15 protein-coding genes are annotated in these 19,460 nt (G+C 71.1%); 8 read left to right on the forward strand and 7 right to left on the reverse strand.

Annotated features, from left to right (window positions below):
- Positions 1 to 4: 4 nt before the first annotated feature.
- Positions 5 to 1,423: an FAD-dependent oxidoreductase gene (locus OG780_RS10760; protein ID WP_328447026.1), complete on the forward strand. Its 1,419-nt coding sequence runs from the start codon at positions 5 to 7 to the stop codon at positions 1,421 to 1,423.
- Between the two features lie 145 nt (positions 1,424 to 1,568).
- Here OG780_RS10760 and OG780_RS10765 read toward each other — a convergent pair whose 3' ends face one another.
- A complete protein-coding gene (locus tag OG780_RS10765; RefSeq protein ID WP_328447028.1) occupies positions 1,569 to 1,916 on the reverse strand; it encodes a hypothetical protein in 348 nt (115 codons plus the stop codon).
- 200 nt (positions 1,917 to 2,116) lie between these two features.
- Between OG780_RS10765 and OG780_RS10770 the strand changes: the two genes are divergently transcribed.
- On the forward strand, positions 2,117 to 2,935 hold the full coding sequence (locus tag OG780_RS10770) for a rhomboid family intramembrane serine protease (RefSeq protein ID WP_328447030.1): 819 nt from the start codon (positions 2,117 to 2,119) through the stop codon (positions 2,933 to 2,935).
- Between the two features lie 22 nt (positions 2,936 to 2,957).
- Here OG780_RS10770 and hemE read toward each other — a convergent pair whose 3' ends face one another.
- Positions 2,958 to 4,025 (reverse strand): uroporphyrinogen decarboxylase, encoded by a 1,068-nt coding sequence (hemE, locus tag OG780_RS10775; RefSeq protein ID WP_328447032.1) that lies wholly within the window; start codon positions 4,023 to 4,025, stop codon positions 2,958 to 2,960.
- Between the two features lie 174 nt (positions 4,026 to 4,199).
- Between hemE and OG780_RS10780 the strand changes: the two genes are divergently transcribed.
- From OG780_RS10780 to OG780_RS10800, 5 genes are all read left to right on the forward strand, one after another.
- A complete protein-coding gene (locus OG780_RS10780) occupies positions 4,200 to 4,877 on the forward strand; it encodes a DUF3000 domain-containing protein (RefSeq protein WP_328447034.1) in 678 nt (225 codons plus the stop codon).
- Positions 4,878 to 5,166: 289 nt separating this feature from the next.
- Positions 5,167 to 5,829, forward strand: coding sequence for a response regulator transcription factor (locus OG780_RS10785; RefSeq protein ID WP_019073943.1), 663 nt, complete (start codon positions 5,167 to 5,169; stop codon positions 5,827 to 5,829).
- 172 nt (positions 5,830 to 6,001) lie between these two features.
- Positions 6,002 to 7,279 carry a ribonuclease D gene (locus OG780_RS10790; protein WP_328447037.1) on the forward strand — a complete coding sequence of 426 codons (1,278 nt, stop codon included), beginning with the start codon at positions 6,002 to 6,004 and terminating at the stop codon, positions 7,277 to 7,279.
- A 734-nt stretch (positions 7,280 to 8,013) separates the two neighbouring features.
- A complete protein-coding gene (locus tag OG780_RS10795) occupies positions 8,014 to 9,240 on the forward strand; it encodes a thiolase family protein (RefSeq protein WP_326784967.1) in 1,227 nt (408 codons plus the stop codon).
- Entirely contained in the window at positions 9,237 to 11,363 is a 2,127-nt protein-coding gene (locus tag OG780_RS10800) for a 3-hydroxyacyl-CoA dehydrogenase NAD-binding domain-containing protein (protein WP_328447039.1), read from the forward strand. The genes OG780_RS10795 and OG780_RS10800 overlap by 4 nt, the downstream gene beginning before the upstream one ends.
- A 337-nt stretch (positions 11,364 to 11,700) precedes the next feature.
- Here OG780_RS10800 and OG780_RS10805 read toward each other — a convergent pair whose 3' ends face one another.
- A complete protein-coding gene (locus OG780_RS10805) occupies positions 11,701 to 12,717 on the reverse strand; it encodes a hypothetical protein (protein WP_328447041.1) in 1,017 nt (338 codons plus the stop codon).
- A 197-nt stretch (positions 12,718 to 12,914) separates the two neighbouring features.
- On the opposite strand from OG780_RS10805, the gene OG780_RS10810 reads away from it, so the two are divergent.
- Positions 12,915 to 13,295: an NTP pyrophosphohydrolase gene (locus tag OG780_RS10810; protein ID WP_328447043.1), complete on the forward strand. Its 381-nt coding sequence runs from the start codon at positions 12,915 to 12,917 to the stop codon at positions 13,293 to 13,295.
- Positions 13,296 to 13,427: 132 nt separating this feature from the next.
- Here the strand turns inward: OG780_RS10810 and OG780_RS10815 are convergent, their stop codons facing one another.
- From OG780_RS10815 to OG780_RS10830, 4 genes are all read right to left on the reverse strand, one after another.
- On the reverse strand, positions 13,428 to 14,951 hold the full coding sequence (locus tag OG780_RS10815; RefSeq protein ID WP_328447045.1) for an amino acid permease: 1,524 nt from the start codon (positions 14,949 to 14,951) through the stop codon (positions 13,428 to 13,430).
- A 147-nt stretch (positions 14,952 to 15,098) separates the two neighbouring features.
- On the reverse strand, positions 15,099 to 17,030 hold the full coding sequence (dxs, locus tag OG780_RS10820; protein ID WP_328447047.1) for a 1-deoxy-D-xylulose-5-phosphate synthase: 1,932 nt from the start codon (positions 17,028 to 17,030) through the stop codon (positions 15,099 to 15,101).
- Between the two features lie 195 nt (positions 17,031 to 17,225).
- Positions 17,226 to 18,515 (reverse strand): sugar ABC transporter permease, encoded by a 1,290-nt coding sequence (locus OG780_RS10825; protein WP_328447048.1) that lies wholly within the window; start codon positions 18,513 to 18,515, stop codon positions 17,226 to 17,228.
- A complete protein-coding gene (locus OG780_RS10830) occupies positions 18,512 to 19,300 on the reverse strand; it encodes an ATP-binding cassette domain-containing protein (RefSeq protein ID WP_328447049.1) in 789 nt (262 codons plus the stop codon). Before OG780_RS10830 ends, OG780_RS10825 begins: the two co-directional genes overlap by 4 nt.
- Positions 19,301 to 19,460: the final 160 nt, after the last annotated feature.

Below are 19,460 nucleotides of genomic sequence, written 5' to 3' on the forward strand. Positions count from 1 at the left end.
TCGTATGAGCATGAGCGATACGAACGGTGCGGGCGGCGGGCTTGGCGCCCGGGAACGACTGGTCGTGATCGGGGGTGACGCGGCGGGGATGTCCGCCGCGTCACAGGCCCGCCGGCTGCGCGGTCCGGACGAGCTGGAGATCGTGGCGTTCGAGCGGGGCCACTTCACGTCGTACTCGGCGTGCGGCATCCCGTACTGGGTGGGCGGCGACGTCCCGGACCGCGACCGGCTGATCGCGCGGACCCCCGAGGAACACCGTGAGCGCTCCATCGACCTGCGGATGCGTACGGAGGTCACCGGGATCGACGTCGCGGGCGCCCGGGTGCGCTCCCGGGACCTCGGCACCGGGGCCGAGGAGTGGACGTCGTACGACCGGCTCGTCATCGCGACCGGCGCGCGTCCGGTCCGCCCCGACCTGCCGGGCTCCGACGCGCCGGGCGTGCACGGCGTGCAGACCCTGGACGACGGGCAGGCCCTGCTCGACTCGCTGGCGGCGACAAAGGGCCGCCGTGCCGTGGTCGTCGGCGCGGGCTACATCGGCGTGGAGATGGCCGAGGCGCTCATCAACCGCGGGTACGAGGTGACGGTGGTCAACCGCGGCAAGGAGCCCATGTCCACGCTCGACCCGGACATGGGCCGCCTGGTGCACACCGCCATGGAGGGCCTCGGGATCACCATGGTCGACGACGCCGAGGTCACCGCGTTCCTCACCGGCGCCGAAGGGCGGGTCGGCGCGGTCGTCACCAAGGACGCCACGTACCCGGCGGACGTGGTGGTGCTCGGTATCGGCGTGCGCCCCGAGACGACGCTCGCCCGCGCGGCGGGGCTGCCGCTCGGCGACCACGGCGGGCTGCTCACCGACCTGGCGATGCGCGTGCGCGGGCACGAGAACATCTGGGCGGGCGGCGACTGCGTCGAGGTGCTCGACCTGGTATCGGGACGCGAGCGGCACATCGCGCTGGGCACCCACGCGAACAAGCACGGGCAGGTCATCGGCTCCAACGTGGCCGGCGGATACGCCACGTTCCCCGGTGTCGTCGGCACCGCGGTGAGCAAGGTCTGTGATCTGGAGATCGCCCGCACCGGACTGCGCGAGAAGGACGCGCGCCGGGCGGGCCTGCGGTTCGAGACCGTCACCATCGAGTCGACCAGCCGCGCGGGCTACTACCCGGACGCCGCCCTCATGACGGTGAAGATGCTCGCGGAGCACCGTACGGGACGGCTGCTCGGCGTGCAGATCGTCGGCCGGGAGGGCGCGGCGAAGCGGGTGGACATCGCGGCGGTGGCGCTGACCGCGGGCATGACGGTGGAACAGATGACGATGCTGGACCTCGGCTACGCGCCGCCGTTCTCGCCCGTCTGGGACCCCGTCCTGGTGGCGGCCCGCAAGGCTGTGGCGAAGGTGCGCCGGGCGGGCCCGTGACGGGAACCGGGGCGTGTCCGCACGGTCTCGCCCGCCCGGCGGACGCCCGGCACTCGCTTCCCGGCGCGGCGCCCGGGACGCCCTGGGCGGCGCGCCCCCGCCCCGCCCGGACGGTCCGCCCGGCGGACGCCAGCCCGCGCGACGGCTACGCGGACTCGTTCCCGGCCGTGCCGTTGATCCGGTCGATCGTCTGCCGGGCCTGCTCGGCGGGCGGCCGGGGCGGCAGCGAGGAGACCGAGCCGGCCGAGGAGACCGAGCCCGCGGTGACCGCGGGCGCGGTCTGGGCCGGCTTCGCGTGTGCCGCCGGCCGGGAGGACCGCAGCCGATGGCTGACGGCCTCGTCCAGGGTCACGGGCCGCTGCAACCGGGCCGCGAGCCGGCCGGCCTCCTGGCCGAGCGCGGCGACGTCCTCCCAGGGGAGGTGCAGCACCAGGGCGATTTCCGCCTCGCCGTCGGGCAGAGCGTGCATCGGAGGAGTAACTCGGTCGCTCATGGCCTTGGTCCTCACGTCTTCACGTCGTCGCGTCGTCGTACCCGCGCCACGCCGCCGGAGCGACGCGGGGGGCTGAGGAGACATACGGCCGCAGGGGCACATGTGTTCAGTGGGTCCGGCGGGAAACCGTGCCGGCGGCCGGGCCGGCCGAGGACGGGAGAGCCCGGATTCACCCCGCCCAGCGGGGGCAGTAGTCCTTCGTGGTCATTCCCGTCCATGACGTGAACCCGGTGCGGCGCACGCCCTATGTGACGTACGCGCTGATCGCTGCCAATGTGCTCGTGTTCCTCTACACCCCCGGTCTCTCCGGATCGGTGGCGGGCGACAGCGCCCTGTCGCAGCTGTGTCATCTGCGCGCGTTCATGGACCACTACGCCGCCGTGCCGCAGGAACTGATCCATCATCGGATCCCCCGACTGGTGCCGACCGGGGAAGTCGGCGGCGGGCCGCACGGACCGGGCTGTCTGCTGGGCCCGCGGGGCTACGACAAGTCGCCGCCGCTGTCGGTGCTCACGGCGATGTTCCTGCACGGGAGCTGGCTGCACCTGCTGGGCAACATGCTCTTCCTGCTGATCTTCGGCAACAACATCGAGGACCGGCTCGGGCATGTGCGCTTCACGCTGTTCTACGTGGCGTGCGGTTTCGCGGCGGCGTACGGCTTCGCACTGGTCAACGAGGACTCGGGCGATCCGCTGATCGGCGCCTCGGGGGCGATCGCCGGGGTCCTCGGCGCGTATCTGGTGCTGTATCCGAGAGCCAGGGTCTGGGTCCTGGTCCCGTTCCTGGTGTTCCTGCCGCTCCGGCTGCCCGCGTGGCTCGTGCTGGGCTTCTGGTTCGCGCTCCAGGCCGCGTACTCGTCCGGCGCCGCCGTGCCCGCGGCCGGCACCGTGGCGTACGCGGCGCACGTCGTCGGCTTCCTGGCCGGCATGCTCCTGGCCTGGCCGCTGCGTCCGGGCACCCCGCCACCGCCCGAACCGCGCCGCCTGCTGTTCGGCAGACAGGCGCGGCACAGCTGGTGAGCCCGCGGGTACGGGAGCCGAGCTAGCGGGCCGTCTGCGTGTGGACGTACTCCACCAGGCGGCTCAGCGCGTCCGGGTCCATGCTCGGCATGACACCGTGCCCGAGGTTGAAGACGTGGCCCTCCAGGCCGGCGGCGGCGTCGAGCACCTCGCGGGTCTTCGTCTCGACGGCCTCGGTGGACGCGAACAGGACCGCGGGGTCGAGGTTGCCCTGGAGCGCCTTGCCGGGGCCGACGCGACGGGCGGCCTCGTCGAGCGGGACACGCCAGTCGACGCCGACGACGTCCGCGCCCGCCTCGCCCATCAGGCCGAGCAGTTCACCGGTGCCGACGCCGAAGTGGATGCGCGGCACGCCGTACGAGGCGACGGCGTCGAAGACCTTGGTGGAGGCGGGCATCACCGAGCGGCGGTAGTCCGCGGGGGCCAGGGCGCCGACCCAGGAGTCGAAGAGCTGGACGGCGCTCGCCCCGGCCTCGATCTGCACCTTCAGGAAGGCGGAGGTGATCTCGGCGAGACGGTCGAGCAGGTCGGCCCACAGCTGTGGGTCGCTGTACATCAGCGCCTTGGTGTGCTCGTGGTTCTTGGACGGGCCGCCCTCCACGAGGTAACTCGCGAGGGTGAAAGGCGCGCCCGCGAAGCCGATGAGGGGGGTCTCGCCGAGTTCGGCCGTCAGGAGCCCGATCGCCTCGGTGACGTACCAGACGTCCTCGGGGGTCAGATCGCGCAGCTGGGCCAGGTCGGCACGGGTGCGGATCGGGTTCTGGACGACCGGGCCGACGCCCGGCTTGATGTCCAGGTCGACGCCGATGGCCTTCAGCGGGACCACGATGTCGCTGAAGTAGATCGCGGCGTCCACGTGGTGCCGGCGGACCGGCTGGAGCGTGATCTCGGCGACCAGCTCGGGCCTCATGCAGGACTCCAGCATGGGGATGCCCTCGCGCACCTTGAGGTACTCGGGCAGTGAGCGACCGGCCTGCCGCATGAACCACACGGGTGTGTGTGGCACGGGCTCGCGCCTGCACGCCTTGAGGAAGGCGGACTCGTACGTGGCTGTCGGCTGCTGCCCGGCGGGGCTGTGGTTGGCGCTCACGACGGAAAGTCTCCCACGGCTCGCGGACACCCCCGTCCCGGGCTCCGGTGCGCCCGCCGCCCCTCCGGACGGCGCGCTCGCGCGACGGCGTGCGCCCGGCGTGATCCGGACAGGGGTCCCACGCACGGGTGTCTCTCCCTGCGCGCGGGCTCCGTTCCCCTTAATCTTCCCGGCATGGCTGCGGCTCAGGGACGACTGTCGGACGGCGCTGGCGGAATGGACGACGCGAGGGAGGAGAAGGAGGGGGACAGGAATGCGGCGGAGACGGCCCCGTTGCCCTTCCGGGCGGCCGTCGACGCACTGCGGGCCGCCCGGCTGCGGCCGGACATCGAGATCGACCCGACGCGACCACCGCAACGCCTGGCTCCGTACGCGTACGCGCTGGAGGCCGCGGTCGTCGCCGACGACGAGGATCTGGCCGACGGCCGCCTCGTCCTGCTGCACGACCCGGCAGGGCACGACGCCTGGCAGGGCTCCTTCCGTCTGGTGACCCTGGTCCGCGCGGAGCTGGAGCCGGAGATGGCCGCCGACCCGCTGCTCCCCGAGGTCTGCTGGTCATGGCTGACCGGCGCGCTCCAGGCCCGAGGTCTCTCGTACGGCGAGCCGAGCGGCACCGTGACCCGCGCGAGCTCGCACTACTTCGGCGGGCTCGCGGAGCGCCCGGCCGCCTCGCAGATCGAGATCCGCGCGTCCTGGACACCCCGGGAGGGCCTCGGCGGCGTACCGGACACCGCCGCGCACCTCGCCGGCTGGTGCGACCTGCTGTGCCAGATCGCCGGACTGCCGCCGGTGACTCCGGGTGACGCCTCGGTGGTCACCCTGCCGCAGCGCCGGGGACCACAGTCCCGCTGACCCCGCCGAGGGCGCGCGCCGACGCGCGCGCCCTTTCCGTTTCCTTACCGGCCGCGTGTCGATACGACCACTTTCGGCCGCGTATCGACGAGGAACGACGCGGAACGACTCGGTTCGATCTTCGGATGATCGATCGCGCGTCCGAATTGCGCGGATTGTTACTCACCCCATCGTGATCATTCCCTAAAGGTCGACGGGTTTGGTGCCGAAGACGTCTGTGACCTTGAAAGCACGGTTCGTCCTGGCTCGCCCCCCAGAGCCGGTCCCGTCCCGCACCCCAGGAGGCCTGGTGTCCGTTCTCCTCGAGCAGCCCGCAAGCCTGGTCGCCTACCGCCCGAACAAGCCGACCGCCATGGTGGTCGTGGCAGACCCCCGGGTCCGTTCCACCGTCACCCGCCATCTGTGGGCGCTCGGAGTGCGCGACGTCATCGAGGCGTCGTCCGTCGCGGAGGCCCGTCCCCGAATCGGCAACCCGCGTGACATCTGCGTCGCCGACGTCCACCTGCCGGACGGTTCCGGCCTCACCCTCCTTTCCGAAACCCGAGCCGCGGGCTGGCCCAACGGCCTCGCCCTCTCCGCAGCCGACGACATCGGCGCCGTACGCAACGCCCTCGCGGGCGGCGTCAAGGGCTACGTCGTCACCGGCACCCGCACGAACGTCGGGCTCCCCACCCGGCCCGGCGCCGCGCCCATCGGCTCGGCCGCCGCCCGTATGCACCGCCGCCCCCCGGGTGCCCCGAGCCACCCGGGCGGCTACCGCGAACTGTCCGGCCGAGAGGTCGAGGTCCTGCGTCTGGTCGCGGAGGGCCAGTCGAACAAGGCCATCGGCGTCTCCATGGGCCTGTCCGCACTGACCGTCAAGAGCCACCTCGCCCGCATCGCGCGCAAGCTCGGCACGGGCGACCGCGCCGGAATGGTCGCGGTGGCCCTGCGGACCGGAATCATCCACTGACCCCTCCCCCACCCTCCTCCCCGCATCCCGACCCGACACCGAACGGCCCCCTGGTCGCCCCCCGGCCCGTGAACCGCGTGTTGCGCTCACCTGACTGGTTTACGACCATCCGATGCCCGTCGACGGAACGTTCCGTCGACGGGCGTCGTCCATCCACGGATACCCTTGACAGGTGACCGACGCCCAAGAGACCGCAGCAGACAGCTCACTGCGAACCACCGGAGGCGGCCCTCCGGACGACGTCGAATCGGCGCCGACCCCGTTGCTCGAGCCCCGAGAAGGCATTCCGCCGGTGATCGCCGACGAGACCTCGCTCGCCGGGGTGATCGCCGCGTTCGCCGCCGGCTCCGGCCCGGTGGCCGTCGACGCGGAACGCGCTTCCGGGTACCGGTACGGCCAGCGGGCCTATCTGGTGCAACTGCGCCGCGAGGGCGCCGGCAGCGCTCTCATCGACCCCGTCGCCTGTCCCGACCTGTCCGGCCTCGGTGAGGCCGTCTCCGGGGCGGAATGGGTCCTGCACGCCGCCACCCAGGACCTGCCCTGCCTCCGCGGAATAGGCATGATCCCCACCACCCTCTTCGACACCGAGCTGGCCGGACGCCTGGCCGGGTTCCCCCGGGTGGGCCTCGGAGCCATGGTGGAGAGCGTCCTCGGCTTCGTCCTGGAGAAGGGGCACTCCGCTGTCGACTGGTCGACACGCCCGCTGCCCGAGCCCTGGCTGCGCTACGCCGCGCTCGACGTGGAACTGCTGGTCGACCTGCGCGACGCCCTGGAGAAGGAGCTCGACCGGCAGGGCAAGCTGGAGTGGGCCCGGCAGGAGTTCGACGCCATCGCCCAGGCCGAGCCCGCGCCCCCGCGCAAGGACCCCTGGCGCCGTACGTCCGGGATGCACAAGGTGCGCCGCCGCCGGCAGATGGCCGTCGTCCGGGAGCTGTGGGAGACCCGGGACCGCATCGCGCAGCGCCGGGACATCTCGCCGGGCAAGGTGCTCGGGGACGCCGCGATCGTCGAAGCGGCGCTGGCCGTGCCCGCCAACCTGCACGCCCTGGCCGCCCTGAACGGCTTCGGGCACCGCATGGGCCGGCGCCAGCTGGAGCAGTGGCAGGCCGCGGTCGACCGCGCGAAGGCGCTGCCGGACGCCGAGCTGCCGCAGCCCGGCCAGCCGGTGACCGGGCCTCCCCCGCCGCGGGCCTGGGCCGACAAGGACCCGGCCGCCGCCGCCCGGCTCTCCGCCGCGCGGGCCGCCGTGTCGGCGCTGGCCGAGCGGCTGAACATGCCGCAGGAGAACCTGATCACCCCGGACACCGTGCGGCGCGTGTGCTGGGAGCCGCCCAGGACACCGGACACGGAGTCGGTGGGCGCGGCGCTCACCGCCTGCGGGGCACGGCCCTGGCAGGTGGAGCTGGTCACGCCGGAACTGGTGACGGCGCTGTCCGTGAAGACCGCCTAGGACGTCCGGACCCGGGACGCCATGGCCCGCCAGGAACGCCACGCCCGGGGCGGACCGGACCCGAGACGGACCGGAGACCGGAGTCCCTCCACGCGGCGGCGGGCCCGGCGTACGGGCCGCACGCCTTGGGCGTATCGGCGTACCCGGCGTACGGCCACCCGTTTGGCGTAGGGCCGTGCCGGGCGTAGGACCATGCCGGGCGCGCGCTCGTGTGCGTCGTGCGCCGCCCGTACGCCTTATGCGCGCCGGACGTCCCGCGCGCTCCGGTTGCTCCGTATGCCGGAAACACTCCGCACGCCCGGCATGCCCGTCGTGCCCCACCGTGTGCGCCGCCCGGGGCGTGTGCCGGCTCTCCCGGTGCACGCCGGACGGGTCCTCGGAGGGGAATCGGCCCGTCGAACGGGCGACGAGATCACGCCAAGATCCCGGGGTGTCCGAGTGCGGCCGTCTCCTGGGCGTCCGAACCTGGTGGAGCGGCGTGACGGCAGGCCGGACGGCCGCGGACGGACCGTCCGCCACGAGGACCGCCGGGGCGGACCCCGGGCGGCGATCCGGTGGCGGCCGCCCGCGCTCGAGCGGCCGGGCCGGAACACGCAGGCCTTCCGGATGTGACCTTCGCCGCTCCCGCCCGCGGGACTGGGCAGGTTGGTTACTCGTAAGTAGCATGGGTGCTGAGCGCGCGCTCAGGCGTGTGTCGCGCAGCAGTGCCATCCCGCATCTGGAGGAGAGCCATCGTGCCTCGTACCGTCAGGGACGTCGTCTTCGTAGACGGCGTCCGCACCCCGTTCGGCAAGGCGGGCCCGAAGGGCATCTACCACGAGACCCGCGCCGACGACCTCGTCGTGAAGGCCATCCGGGAGCTGCTGCGCCGCAACCCCGGTCTTGACCCCAAGAAGATCGACGAGGTCGCCATCGCCGCGACCACGCAGATCGGTGACCAGGGTCTGACCCTGGGCCGCACGGCCGGCATCCTCGCCGGGCTCCCCCAGTCGGTCCCCGGCTACTCCATCGACCGCATGTGCGCGGGCGCGCTGACCGCCGTCACCGCCACCGCGGGCTCCATCGGCTTCGGCGCGTACGACGTCGTCATCGCCGGCGGTGTCGAGCACATGGGCCGTCACCCCATGGGCGAGGGCGTGGACCCGAACCCGCGGTTCGTCAGCGAGAAGCTGGTCGACGAGTCCGCCCTGTTCATGGGCATGACCGCCGAGAACCTGCACGACCGCTACCCGACCATCACCAAGCAGCGCGCCGACGAGTACGCCGTGCGCTCGCAGGAGAAGGCCGCCAAGGCGTACGCCAACGGCAAGATCCAGCAGGACCTGGTGCCGATCTCGGTGCGCAACACCAACGCGGAGATCGGTGAGACGGGCTGGGGCCTGGTCACCGCCGACGAGCCGATGCGTCCGGGCACCACGCTGGAGAACCTGTCCGGCCTGAAGACCCCGTTCCGCGTCCACGGCCGGGTCACCGCCGGTAACGCCGCCGGTCTGAACGACGGTGCGACCGCGTCGATCCTCGCCTCCGAGGACTTCGCCCGCGAGAACGGCCTCCCGGTCAAGATGCGCCTGGTCTCGTACGCCTTCGCGGGCGTCGAGCCGGAGGTCATGGGCTACGGCCCGATCCCGGCCACCGAGAAGGCCCTCGCCCAGGCCGGTCTGTCGATCGAGGACATCAACCTCTTCGAGATCAACGAGGCCTTCGCCGTCCAGGTGCTCGCCTTCCTGGAGCACTACGGCATCGCCGACGACGACGCGCGCGTCAACCAGTACGGCGGCGCCATCGCGTACGGCCACCCCCTCGCCTCCTCCGGCGTCCGTCTGATGACGCAGCTGGCCCGCCAGTTCGAGGAGCAGCCGGAGGTCCGTTACGGCCTCACCACCATGTGCGTCGGCTTCGGCATGGGCGCCACGGTGATCTGGGAGAACCCGCACCACAAGGACGCCGGAGGCGACAAGTGACCACCGCTGAACTCCTGAAGGGCGCAGCCGAGCTGTTCCCCGACGAGGTAGTGACGTCCGCGAACGTACGCCACCTCGACCTGCCGTTCGGTGCCGGGCGCTTCGCGCTCATCACCCTCGACAACGGCTTCGACCACACCAAGCCGACCACCTTCGGCCCTCAGTCGCTGGCGAACCTGAACGCCGCCATCGACCAGGTCGAGAAGGAGGCCGCGGCCGGCGAGATCGTCGGTATCGGTGTCACCGGCAAGCCGTTCATCTTCGCGGTCGGCGCCGACCTCAAGGGTGTCGAGCTGCTGAAGAAGCACGAGGACGCGCTCGCCATCGGCAAGGGCGGCCACGAGGTCTTCAAGCGTCTGTCGGGCCTCGCGGTCCCGACCTTCGCCTACTACAACGGCGCGGCGATGGGCGGTGGCGTCGAGGTCGGTCTGCACTGCTCGTACCGGACCGTCTCCGCGGCCCTGCCGGCGTTCTCGCTGCCCGAGGTCTTCCTCGGTCTGGTCCCCGGCTGGGGCGGCTGCACGATCCTGCCGAACCTGATCGGCGCGGACAAGGCCGTCTCGGTGATCATCGAGAACTCGCTCAACCAGAACAAGCAGCTCAAGGGCGGTCAGGTCTACGACCTCGGCATCGCCGACGCGCTCTTCGAGGGTGCGGACTTCCTGGAGCAGTCGCTGCTGTGGACGGCCTCCGTCCTCAAGGGCGAGATCGCCGTCGAGCGACCGGAGATCGACCGCGGCGAGGCCTGGGACCAGGCCGTCGCGCGTGGCCGGTTCATCGCCGACAGCAAGGTGCACGGGGCCGCCCCGGCCGCCTACCGCGCGCTGGACATCATCGCCGCGGCCAAGGACGGCGACCTGCAGAAGGGCTACGACGCCGAGGACGTGGCGCTCGCCGACCTGATCATGGGTGGCGAACTGCGCTCCGGCATCTACGCGTTCAACCTGGTCCAGAAGCGCGGCAAGCGTCCGGCGGGTGCGCCGGACAAGTCGCTCGCGCGTCCGGTCACCAAGGTGGGCGTCGTCGGCGCGGGCCTGATGGCCAGCCAGCTCGCCCTCCTCTTCCTGCGCCGCCTGGAGGTCCCGGTCGTCCTCACGGACATCGACCAGGAGCGCGTCGACAAGGGTGTGGGCTACGTCCACGCCGAGATCGACAAGCTGCTGCTCAAGGGCCGCGTCAACCGGGACAAGGCCAACCGCCTGAAGGCCCTGGTCTCCGGTGTGCTGGACAAGGCCGAGGGCTTCTCCGACGCCGACTTCGTCATCGAGGCCGTCTTCGAGGAGATCGGCGTCAAGCAGCAGGTGTTCGCCGAGGTCGAGGCGGTCGCCCCGGCGCACGCGATCTTCGCCACCAACACCTCCTCGCTGTCGGTCACCGAGATGGCGTCGAAGCTGAAGAACCCCGAGCGGGTCGTGGGCTTCCACTTCTTCAACCCGGTCGCGATCCTCCCGCTCCTGGAGATCGTGCGCGGCGAGCAGACGGACGACGCCTCGCTGGCCACGGCGTTCGCCGTCGCCAAGAAGCTGAAGAAGACCGCGGTTCTCACCAAGGACGCCCCGGCGTTCGTCGTGAACCGCATCCTGACCCGCTTCATGGGCGAGATCCAGAACGTCATCGACGAGGGCACCTCGGTCGAGGTCGCCGAGAAGGCCATCGAGCCGCTCGGCCTGCCGATGTCCCCGCTGGTCCTCCTCGAACTGGTCGGCCCCGCGATCGGCCTGCACGTCTCGGAGACCCTCAACCGGGCCTTCCCGGACCGCTTCACGGTCTCCCCGAACCTCGCGGCCGTCGTCAAGGCGGGCAAGCGCGGCTTCTACGTCTACGACTCCGGCAAGCCGGAGCTGGACCCCGAGGTCGCGGCTCTCCTCAAGCAGGGCGACGTCGTCCTGACGGAGGAGCAGGTACGGGGCCGGGTCCTCGACGCGGTGGCCCAGGAGATCGGCCTCATGCTCGACGAGGGCGTCGTCGCCGAGGCCCAGGACATCGACCTCTGCCTGATCACCGGTGCGGGCTGGCCCTTCCACCTGGGCGGCATCACGCCGTACCTGGACCGCGAGGGTGTCTCGGAGCGCGTGACCGGGAAGCGTTTCCTGGACGCGGGCGTGGCGTCGGTTCCGGCGTAACGGCCTGACGTAAGCAGGAAGAGGGCCCCCGCCGTTCGGCGGGGGCCCTCTTCCTGTTCTCGTCCTGTTGTCGCGAACGCACCCGTTCGGGTCGCCCGCGAGGAGGATCCGGAACGGGCCGACGGCAGGCCGCGTCGATCCACCTCGTCTGCTCGGTCTCCGGCGACGACAGCGCGCCGACCGGGCCCGCGGGCGCGAGCGCGGCCGCGGGCACCTCACCGAGGGCGTCGATGGCCTCGGACACCCGCCGGCAGTTGCCTCCACCGCGGTGCACGAAGAAGTCCACCGGCCGATACCTGAACAGGTGACGGCCGGACCCTTGTTCGTGTGAACGGCGTCAGACCGCCCGCCAGGCCTCCAGGGCGATCCCCGACTCGTCCTTGCGCCGGGTGACGCGGAGTTCTCCGGTTCCCGGGGAGAGCGTCGCGGCGACCACCCGGCCCTCCTCGTCCTCCGTCAGCGACAGCAGGGCGTCGGCGGGGAGTTCGGGCCCCGACTCCGTCCACCACGCGCCCGCCGACTCGTCCTCGGTCGGATAGGCGGCGAAGGCCACCCGGCCGCTCGCCGCGCGTTGGGCGAGCAACGTGCAGTCGTGGCCGTCGAGTTCACAGCGGATGACACGGACGGGACCCGGGCCGGCCGAGGCCAGCAGGGGCACGGGCCTGGTGCCGGGACGCCAGACACACACATCGCCCGAGTCGTCGGTGAAGAAGAGCGTGGTGGAGCCGGCGGAGGTCGCGAGCGCCTGGAGGGTGTCCGGGCGGACCGGTGCCTCCAGAGCCTCGTCCAGGGCGGGTACCGCGCCCGGCTCCTCCTGGGTCCAGTGCAGAACACCGCCCGTCACCGCCGCGTACAGCTCGACCCGGCCGGACATCCCGGTCACGGCCGCCAGGTCACCCCGTACGTCATGTCCCTTGAGGTCGCGCCAGGGCCCCCAGCCGCCCTTCTCCTTCTGGGCGATCATGCTGACCCCGCCGCCCTTGTTGCGCACGAAGACATGGGCGCGCCCCTGAGCGTCGACCGCGACGGCGGGGTTGCCCGTCCGGTCCCCGGTGCGGTCGGGGTGACCGATCGGGTTCCAGTCGAGGGCGGCGAGGTCCGGCCGGAAGTGGGTCGAGTGGACGAGACCCGACTCGCCCCTGACCGTGGGGCGCCAGGAGACCAGATGGGTGTAGCGGTCCGGTCCCTGCCCCAGGGCCAGTACGGAGTGCAGGCGTTGTTCGCCCCCCACTGTGCGGGCGGAGCCCCACGGGCCGCCGGGTCCGTGCTCCGCCCGGCAGCGGACGGTGGCCTCCGACAGCAGGTACACACTGAGCCTGCCGTCGCGACCGCGTATGAGCCAGTCGACGTTCACCGGTTCACCTTAATCGGGGGCGGCCCGCCCGGTGATCCGGGGGATGCCTCCCGCCGGGTCGAACGCCCCGCGCCCGTCAGCCGTTCGCCGGCACTTGGCGCCGCGCGGCAGCCCGGCGCGGAAGCCGTTCGTGGCCGAGGCCGTGTCCGTCATGACGCGCGGCCGGGGCGGTGGTCCCCCTCTGGCAGGGTGAAGCCATGACGACTCTGCTCATCGTGGACGGTGCCAATGTGGTCGGATCCGTGCCCGACGGCTGGTGGCGCGACCGGCGCGCAGCGGCCGTGCGGCTCCGGGACCGGCTGGCCGGCCTTGCGGAGGCCGGGGTGCCCGGTCATCCCGGTCCGCTGGACATCGTCCTCGTCGTGGAGGGCGTCGCCCGGGGAGTGGCCCCGGTTCCCGGCGTCCGGGTGGACGAGGCCCCGGGCAACGGTGACGACCGGATCGTGGAGCTCGTCGCCTCGGCACCCGGCCGCCCCCGCCTGGTCGTCACGGCCGACCGCGAACTGCGGCGGCGGGTGGGCGAACTGGGCGCGAAGGTCACGGGTCCCCGGACCGTGCACCGGGCGCCCGAGGACTGACCGGCTCCCCCCGGACCCCGCACCGCCATGTACCGGGCCGCGCGCGTTCCGGTGGACGCGGGACGTACGGGGCCCCGTGCCCGCCCGCCGGAACACGGGAGGCACGGGGCCGGTACGGACATCGCCGAGTGGTTACCCGGCCGCGCCGCCGGGCGGGTTGGTGGCCTCGCCCAGCGTCGTCTCCTCGTGCCGGCCGAGGCGGCTGTGCGAGCGCCCGTAGAGGAAGTAGACGACGATGCCGATCACCATCCAGATCACGAACCGCAGCCAGGTCTCCGCGGGCAGGTTCAGCATCAGCCACAGCGTCGCGAGGACCGACAGGATCGGCACCCACGGCACCCACGGGGTGCGGAAGGAGCGGGGCAGGTCGGGGCGGGTGTGGCGGAGCACGACGACGCCGACGGCGACCACGATGAAGGCGAAGAGCGTGCCGATGTTGACCAGTTCGGCCAGCTCGCTGAGGCTGGTGAAGCCCGCGAGGATCGCGATGATCACACCGAGCAGGATGGTCGGCCGGTGCGGGGTGCGGAACTTCGGGTGCACGCGGGAGAAGAAGCGCGGCAGCAGTCCGTCACGGCTCATCGCGAAGAAGACACGGGTCTGGCCGAGCAGCAGGATCATGCAGACCGTGGTCAGCCCGACGGCGGCGCCGAAGCTGATGAAGCCCGCGTACCAGGGGTGCCCGGTGGCCTTGAACGCGTCGGCGAGCGGAGCGTCGACGGACAGCTTGCTGTAGTGCTGCATGCCTGTGACCACGATCGACACGAGGACGTAGAGCGTGGTGCAGATGATGAGCGAGCCGAGGATGCCGCGCGGCATGTCCCGCTGCGGGTTCTTCGTCTCCTCGGCGGCCGTGGCGACCACGTCGAAGCCGATGAAGGCGAAGAACACGACGGAGGCCGCGGTGAAGATGCCCATCACGCCGAAGTTGGTCGGCGCCCAGCCGAACATCAGCTGGATCAGCGGCGACTTGATGCCACTGCCCGCCTCCACGGCCTGCGCCTTGGGGATGAAGGGCGAGTAGTTCTTGCCCTCGATGAAGAAGGCGCCCGCGATGATCACGACCAGGACGACGGTGACCTTGATCGCGACGACCAGCGTGGTGATCCGGGCGGAGAGCTTCACGCCGATGACGAGGATGGCGGTGAGCACCAGCACCAGCGCCGAGGCGAGAATGTCGAAGCCGAACCCGGTGGCCCCCTCGCGACCGCTGAGCGACTCGGGCATGTGCCAGCCCGCGTTGTCCATCAGCGAGCGCACGTAGCCCGACCAGCCGACGGCCACCACCGCCGTGCCGAGCGCGAACTCCAGGACCAGGTCCCAGCCGATGATCCAGGCGGGCAGCTCGCCGAGCGACGCGTAGGAGAACGTGTACGCCGACCCCGCGACCGGGACCGTGGACGCGAACTCCGCGTAGCAGAGGGCGGCCAGCGCGCACGCGACACCCGCGGCGACGAAGGCCAGCGAGACGCCCGGCCCCGCGTTCTCCTTGGCCACCTTGCCGGTGAGGACGAAGATGCCGGTGCCGATGATGACACCGACACCGAAGACGGTGAGGTCCAGGGCGGACAGCGACTTCTTGAGCGCGTGCTCCGGTTCCTCGGTGTCCAAGATCGATTGTTCGACCCTTTTCGTCCTGAAGAGGGTGTTGCTCACGGACGTACCTCCCACGCTTGTCGTCCTCGACATGATCGAGAGGGCAGGTAGCACGTATGCCCCGACGCGGCGCGGATCACGCAGATGGGCCGGTTTCACCACCCGTACAGGGTGGTGAAACCGGCCCATCGGCCGTGCGGGGATGCGTCAGTCGCGCGCGGGCTGTACGGCGTCCACGGCCTGCACGGCGCTGCTCTCGAAACGGCCGTCGAGCTTGGCGACGAGACCGGTGACCTGCCGGGCGATGTCCGGCGCGGTCAGCCCGATCTCGGCCATGACCTCGGCGCGGGAGGCGTGGTCGAGGAAGCGCGGCGGGATGCCGAAGTCGCGCAGCGGGATGTCGACGCCCGCGTCGCGCAGCGCCTGCGCGATCGCCGAGCCGACACCGCCGACCCGGGAGTTGTCCTCGACGGTGACGACCACGCGGTGCTGCTCGGCGAGCGGCGCCATGGCCTCGTCCACCGGCTTGACCCAGCGCGGGTCCACGACGGTGGTGGAGATGCCCTGGCGGTCCAGCAGAGCGGCGATCTCCAGGCACATCGGGGCGAGCGCGCCGACGGAGACCAGCAGCACGTCGGGGGCGTCGGTGCCGGGCTCCCGCAGGACGTCCATGCCGCCGATCCGGCCCACGGCGGGGACGGCCGGGCCGACCGCGCCCTTGGAGAAGCGCACCACGGTGGGCGCGTCCTTCACCTCGACGGCCTCGCGCAGCTGGGCACGCACCTGGTCGGCGTCGCGCGGCGCCGCGAGCCTGAGACCCGGGACGACCTGGAGGATGGACATGTCCCACATGCCGTTGTGCGAGGCGCCGTCGGTGCCGGTGACACCGGCGCGGTCCAGGACGAAGGTGACACCGCACTTGTGCAGGGCCACGTCCATCAGGACCTGGTCGAAGGCGCGGTTCAGGAAGGTCGCGTAGACGGCGAAGACGGGGTGCAGTCCGCCGGTGGCGAGGCCGGCCGCGGAGACGGCGGCGTGCTGCTCGGCGATACCGACGTCGTAGACCCGCTTGGGGAACGCCTTGGCGAACCGGTCGAGGCCGACCGGCTGGAGCATCGCGGCGGTGATCGCGACGATGTCCTCGCGCTCCTTGCCGAGCGCCACCATCTCCTCGCCGAAGACGGAGGTCCAGTCGGCGCCGGAGGAGGCGATCGGCAGGCCCGTGTCCGGGTGGATCTTGCCGACGGCGTGGAAGCGGTCGGCCTCGTCCTGGAGGGCCGGCTGGTAGCCGCGGCCCTTCTCGGTGAGGCAGTGCACGATGACCGGGCCGCCGAAGCGCTTCGCGCGGGCGAGCGCCGACTCCAGGGCCTCGATGTCGTGGCCGTCGATCGGGCCGACGTACTTCAGACCGAGGTCCTCGAACATGCCCTGCGGGGCGATGAAGTCCTTCAGGCCCTTCTTCGCGCCGTGCAGGGTCTCGTAGAGCGGCTTGCCGACGACCGGCGTGCGCTCCAGGAGGTCCTTGCCGCGGGCCAGGAAGCGCTCGTAGCCGTCCGTGGTGCGCAGGGTCGCCAGATGGTTCGCGAGGCCGCCGATGGTCGGCGCGTACGAGCGCTCGTTGTCGTTGACGACGATGATCAGCGGGCGGTCCTTGGCGTCGGCGATGTTGTTCAGCGCCTCCCAGGCCATACCGCCGGTGAGCGCGCCGTCACCGATGACGGCGACCACGTGGTCGTTCCTGCCGAGAACCTCGTTCGCCTTCGCCAGTCCGTCGGCCCAGCCGAGGACCGTGGAGGCGTGCGAGTTCTCGATGACGTCGTGCTCGGACTCGGCCTGCGCGGGGTAGCCCGACAGGCCGCCCTTCATCTTCAGCCGGGAGAAGTCCTGGCGGCCTGTGAGCAGCTTGTGGACGTAGGACTGGTGGCCCGTGTCCCACAGCACTCTGTCCTTCGGTGACTCGAAGACGCGGTGCAGGGCGATGGTCAGCTCCACGACACCGAGGTTGGGGCCGAGGTGGCCGCCGGTCTTGGAGACCGCGTCGACGAGGAAGGTCCGGATCTCCTCGGCCAGCTGGTCGAGCTGCTCCAGGGTCAGCCGGTCCAGATCGCGCGGTCCCGTGATGCGGGTCAGCAGCGCCACCCGTGCCTCCTTGCAGTGATCGAGCTGTTGCCGGGTTCGTCGAGTCTAATGTTCCGCCTTTTCGGGCGCGGGCCGGGTCTGGCGATCTACGCCACACGAACGGCCCAACCGGACGGGAACACGTGTTCCCGTCCGGACGTGACTGTGCCCGGCGCCGCCATTGGCGCCGGGCACAGGCCTGGGTGGGTGGGAACCCTACGCGCGACCCGCGGTCTTCTGGGTCTTGCGGGTGACGGCGTCGATGACGACCGTGGCGAGCAGAACGCCACCGGTGATCATGTACTGGACCGGCGAGGCGATGCCCTGCAGGGCCAGACCGTACTGGATCGAGACGATCACCAGAACACCCAGCAGGGCGTTCCAGGTGCGGCCACGGCCACCGAAGAGGCTGGTGCCACCGATGACGGCCGCCGCGATGGCGTTCATCAGGAGGTCACCGGCGCCCGCGCCCTGGTTGGCGGAGGCGATCTTCGAGGCGATGAACAGACCGCCGATGGCGGCGAAGGTGCCGGAGATCGAGAAGACCGCGATGCGGATCAGCTCGACGTTGATACCGGCACGACGGGAGGCCTCGACGCTGCCACCGAGCGCGAAGATCTTCCGGCCGAAGGTGGTACGGCGCAGCACGAAGTCCGTGACCAGCAGGACCGCGAGGAAGATCACAACGGCGAGCGGCAGACCCTTGTACTGGTTGTACATGATCGCCACGCCGAAGCTGAGGATACCCAGCAGCACCGTGCGCGCGATGGTCTCGCCCAGCGGGCGGGACGGCACACCGGCCGCCTCGCGGCGCTTGTTGCCGAGGTAGGAGCTGACGAAGAACCCGGCGGTCACGACGACCGCGAGCACGTAGGCGGCGGCGACATCAGTGAAGTAGTAGCTGGTCAGCTTGGCGACGACGCCCTCGCTGTCCAGGTTGATGGTGCCGTTGCTGCCGAGGATCTGGAGCATCAAGCCGTTCCAGAACAGCAGACCCGCCAGGGTGACGGCGAAGGCCGGCACACCGATGCGCGCGAAGACGAAGCCCTGGATCGCGCCGGCGACCGTGCCGGTGAGGATGGCCAGGACGAACGCCAGCCACTCGTTCATGCCGTGCGTGACGCTGAGCACGGCGAACGTGGCGCCGGCCAGACCGGAGAGCGAACCGACCGACAGGTCGATCTCACCGAGCAGCAGCACGAAGACGATGCCGACCGCGATCATGCCCGTGCCGACCATGGCGACGGAGATGTCGGAGATGTTGCCCGCGGTGAGGAAGTTCGAGTTCAGGCTCGCGAAGATCGCCCAGATGACGATCAGGCCGATGACGACCGGGATGGAACCCAGGTCACCGGACTTCATCTTGCGCTTGAACTCGCCGACGTAACCGGCGAAGCCCTGCTCGCGGACGAGCAGGCGCGGGTCGACGGCGGTGACCGCGTGGGCGGCCGCCTCGGGGTTCTCCACGATGTGGTCCCCGGTCTCAGAAGTCTTGTCGATGCTCACTTCTGAGCCTCCCCGCTGCGCGCCGCACGACGGGTCACGGCGTTCTCCGTGGCACCCGTAATGGCGGAAATGATCTCTTCCTGGGAGGTCGACTTGACCTCGAAGATGCCGTTGTTGCGTCCGAGACGCAGAACGGCGACCTTGTCGGCCACGGCCTTCACGTCAGCCATGTTGTGGCTGATGAGGATCACCGCGTGGCCCCGCTCGCGCAGACGCTCGACCAGGTCGAGAACCTGGGCGGTCTGCTCGACGCCGAGGGCCGCGGTGGGCTCGTCGAGGATGACGAGCTTGGGCTCACCGAGCATCGAACGTGCGATCGCCACGGTCTGGCGCTGACCGCCGGAGAGCGAGGCGATCGGGATGCGGACGCTGGGGATGCGGATCGACAGCGTGTTCAGCAGCTCGCGGGAGCGGCGCTCCATCTCGACCTCGTCCAGGACACCGCGCTTCTTGAGCTCGCGTCCCAGGTAGAGGTTTCCCACGACGTCGATGTTGTCGCAGAGCGCGAGGTCCTGGTAGACCGTCGCGATGCCCAGGTTCTGGGCGTCGTGCGGGCGGTTGATCTGAACGCCCTTGCCGTCCCACTCGATGGAGCCCTCATCGATGGGGTGCACGCCGGCGATCGTCTTGACCAGCGTGGACTTTCCGGCGCCGTTGTCGCCCACCAGGGCGACCACTTCACCGGCGTGGACCTCAAGCTCTACATCGGTGAGCGCCTGGACGGCACCGAATCGCTTGGAGACCCCGCGCAACGCCAGAACAGGCGTAGCGGACACGTGAACCATCTCCTTCGCCGCCTGACCCGGCGGGAGGTTGTGCAGAATTTTGCGGTGGGGGTTCCGTCCGGTGCCCCGCTTAGCTTGCGGGGCTGTTGGATGCGGGGCACCGGAGGAGCTTTGGATCACACGAGCCACGTACGGGAATTCAGTATCGAATTCCCGTACG

Origin of the sequence: Streptomyces sp. NBC_00386 (assembly GCF_036063235.1) — a bacterium.
Taxonomy (GTDB): domain Bacteria; phylum Actinomycetota; class Actinomycetes; order Streptomycetales; family Streptomycetaceae; genus Streptomyces.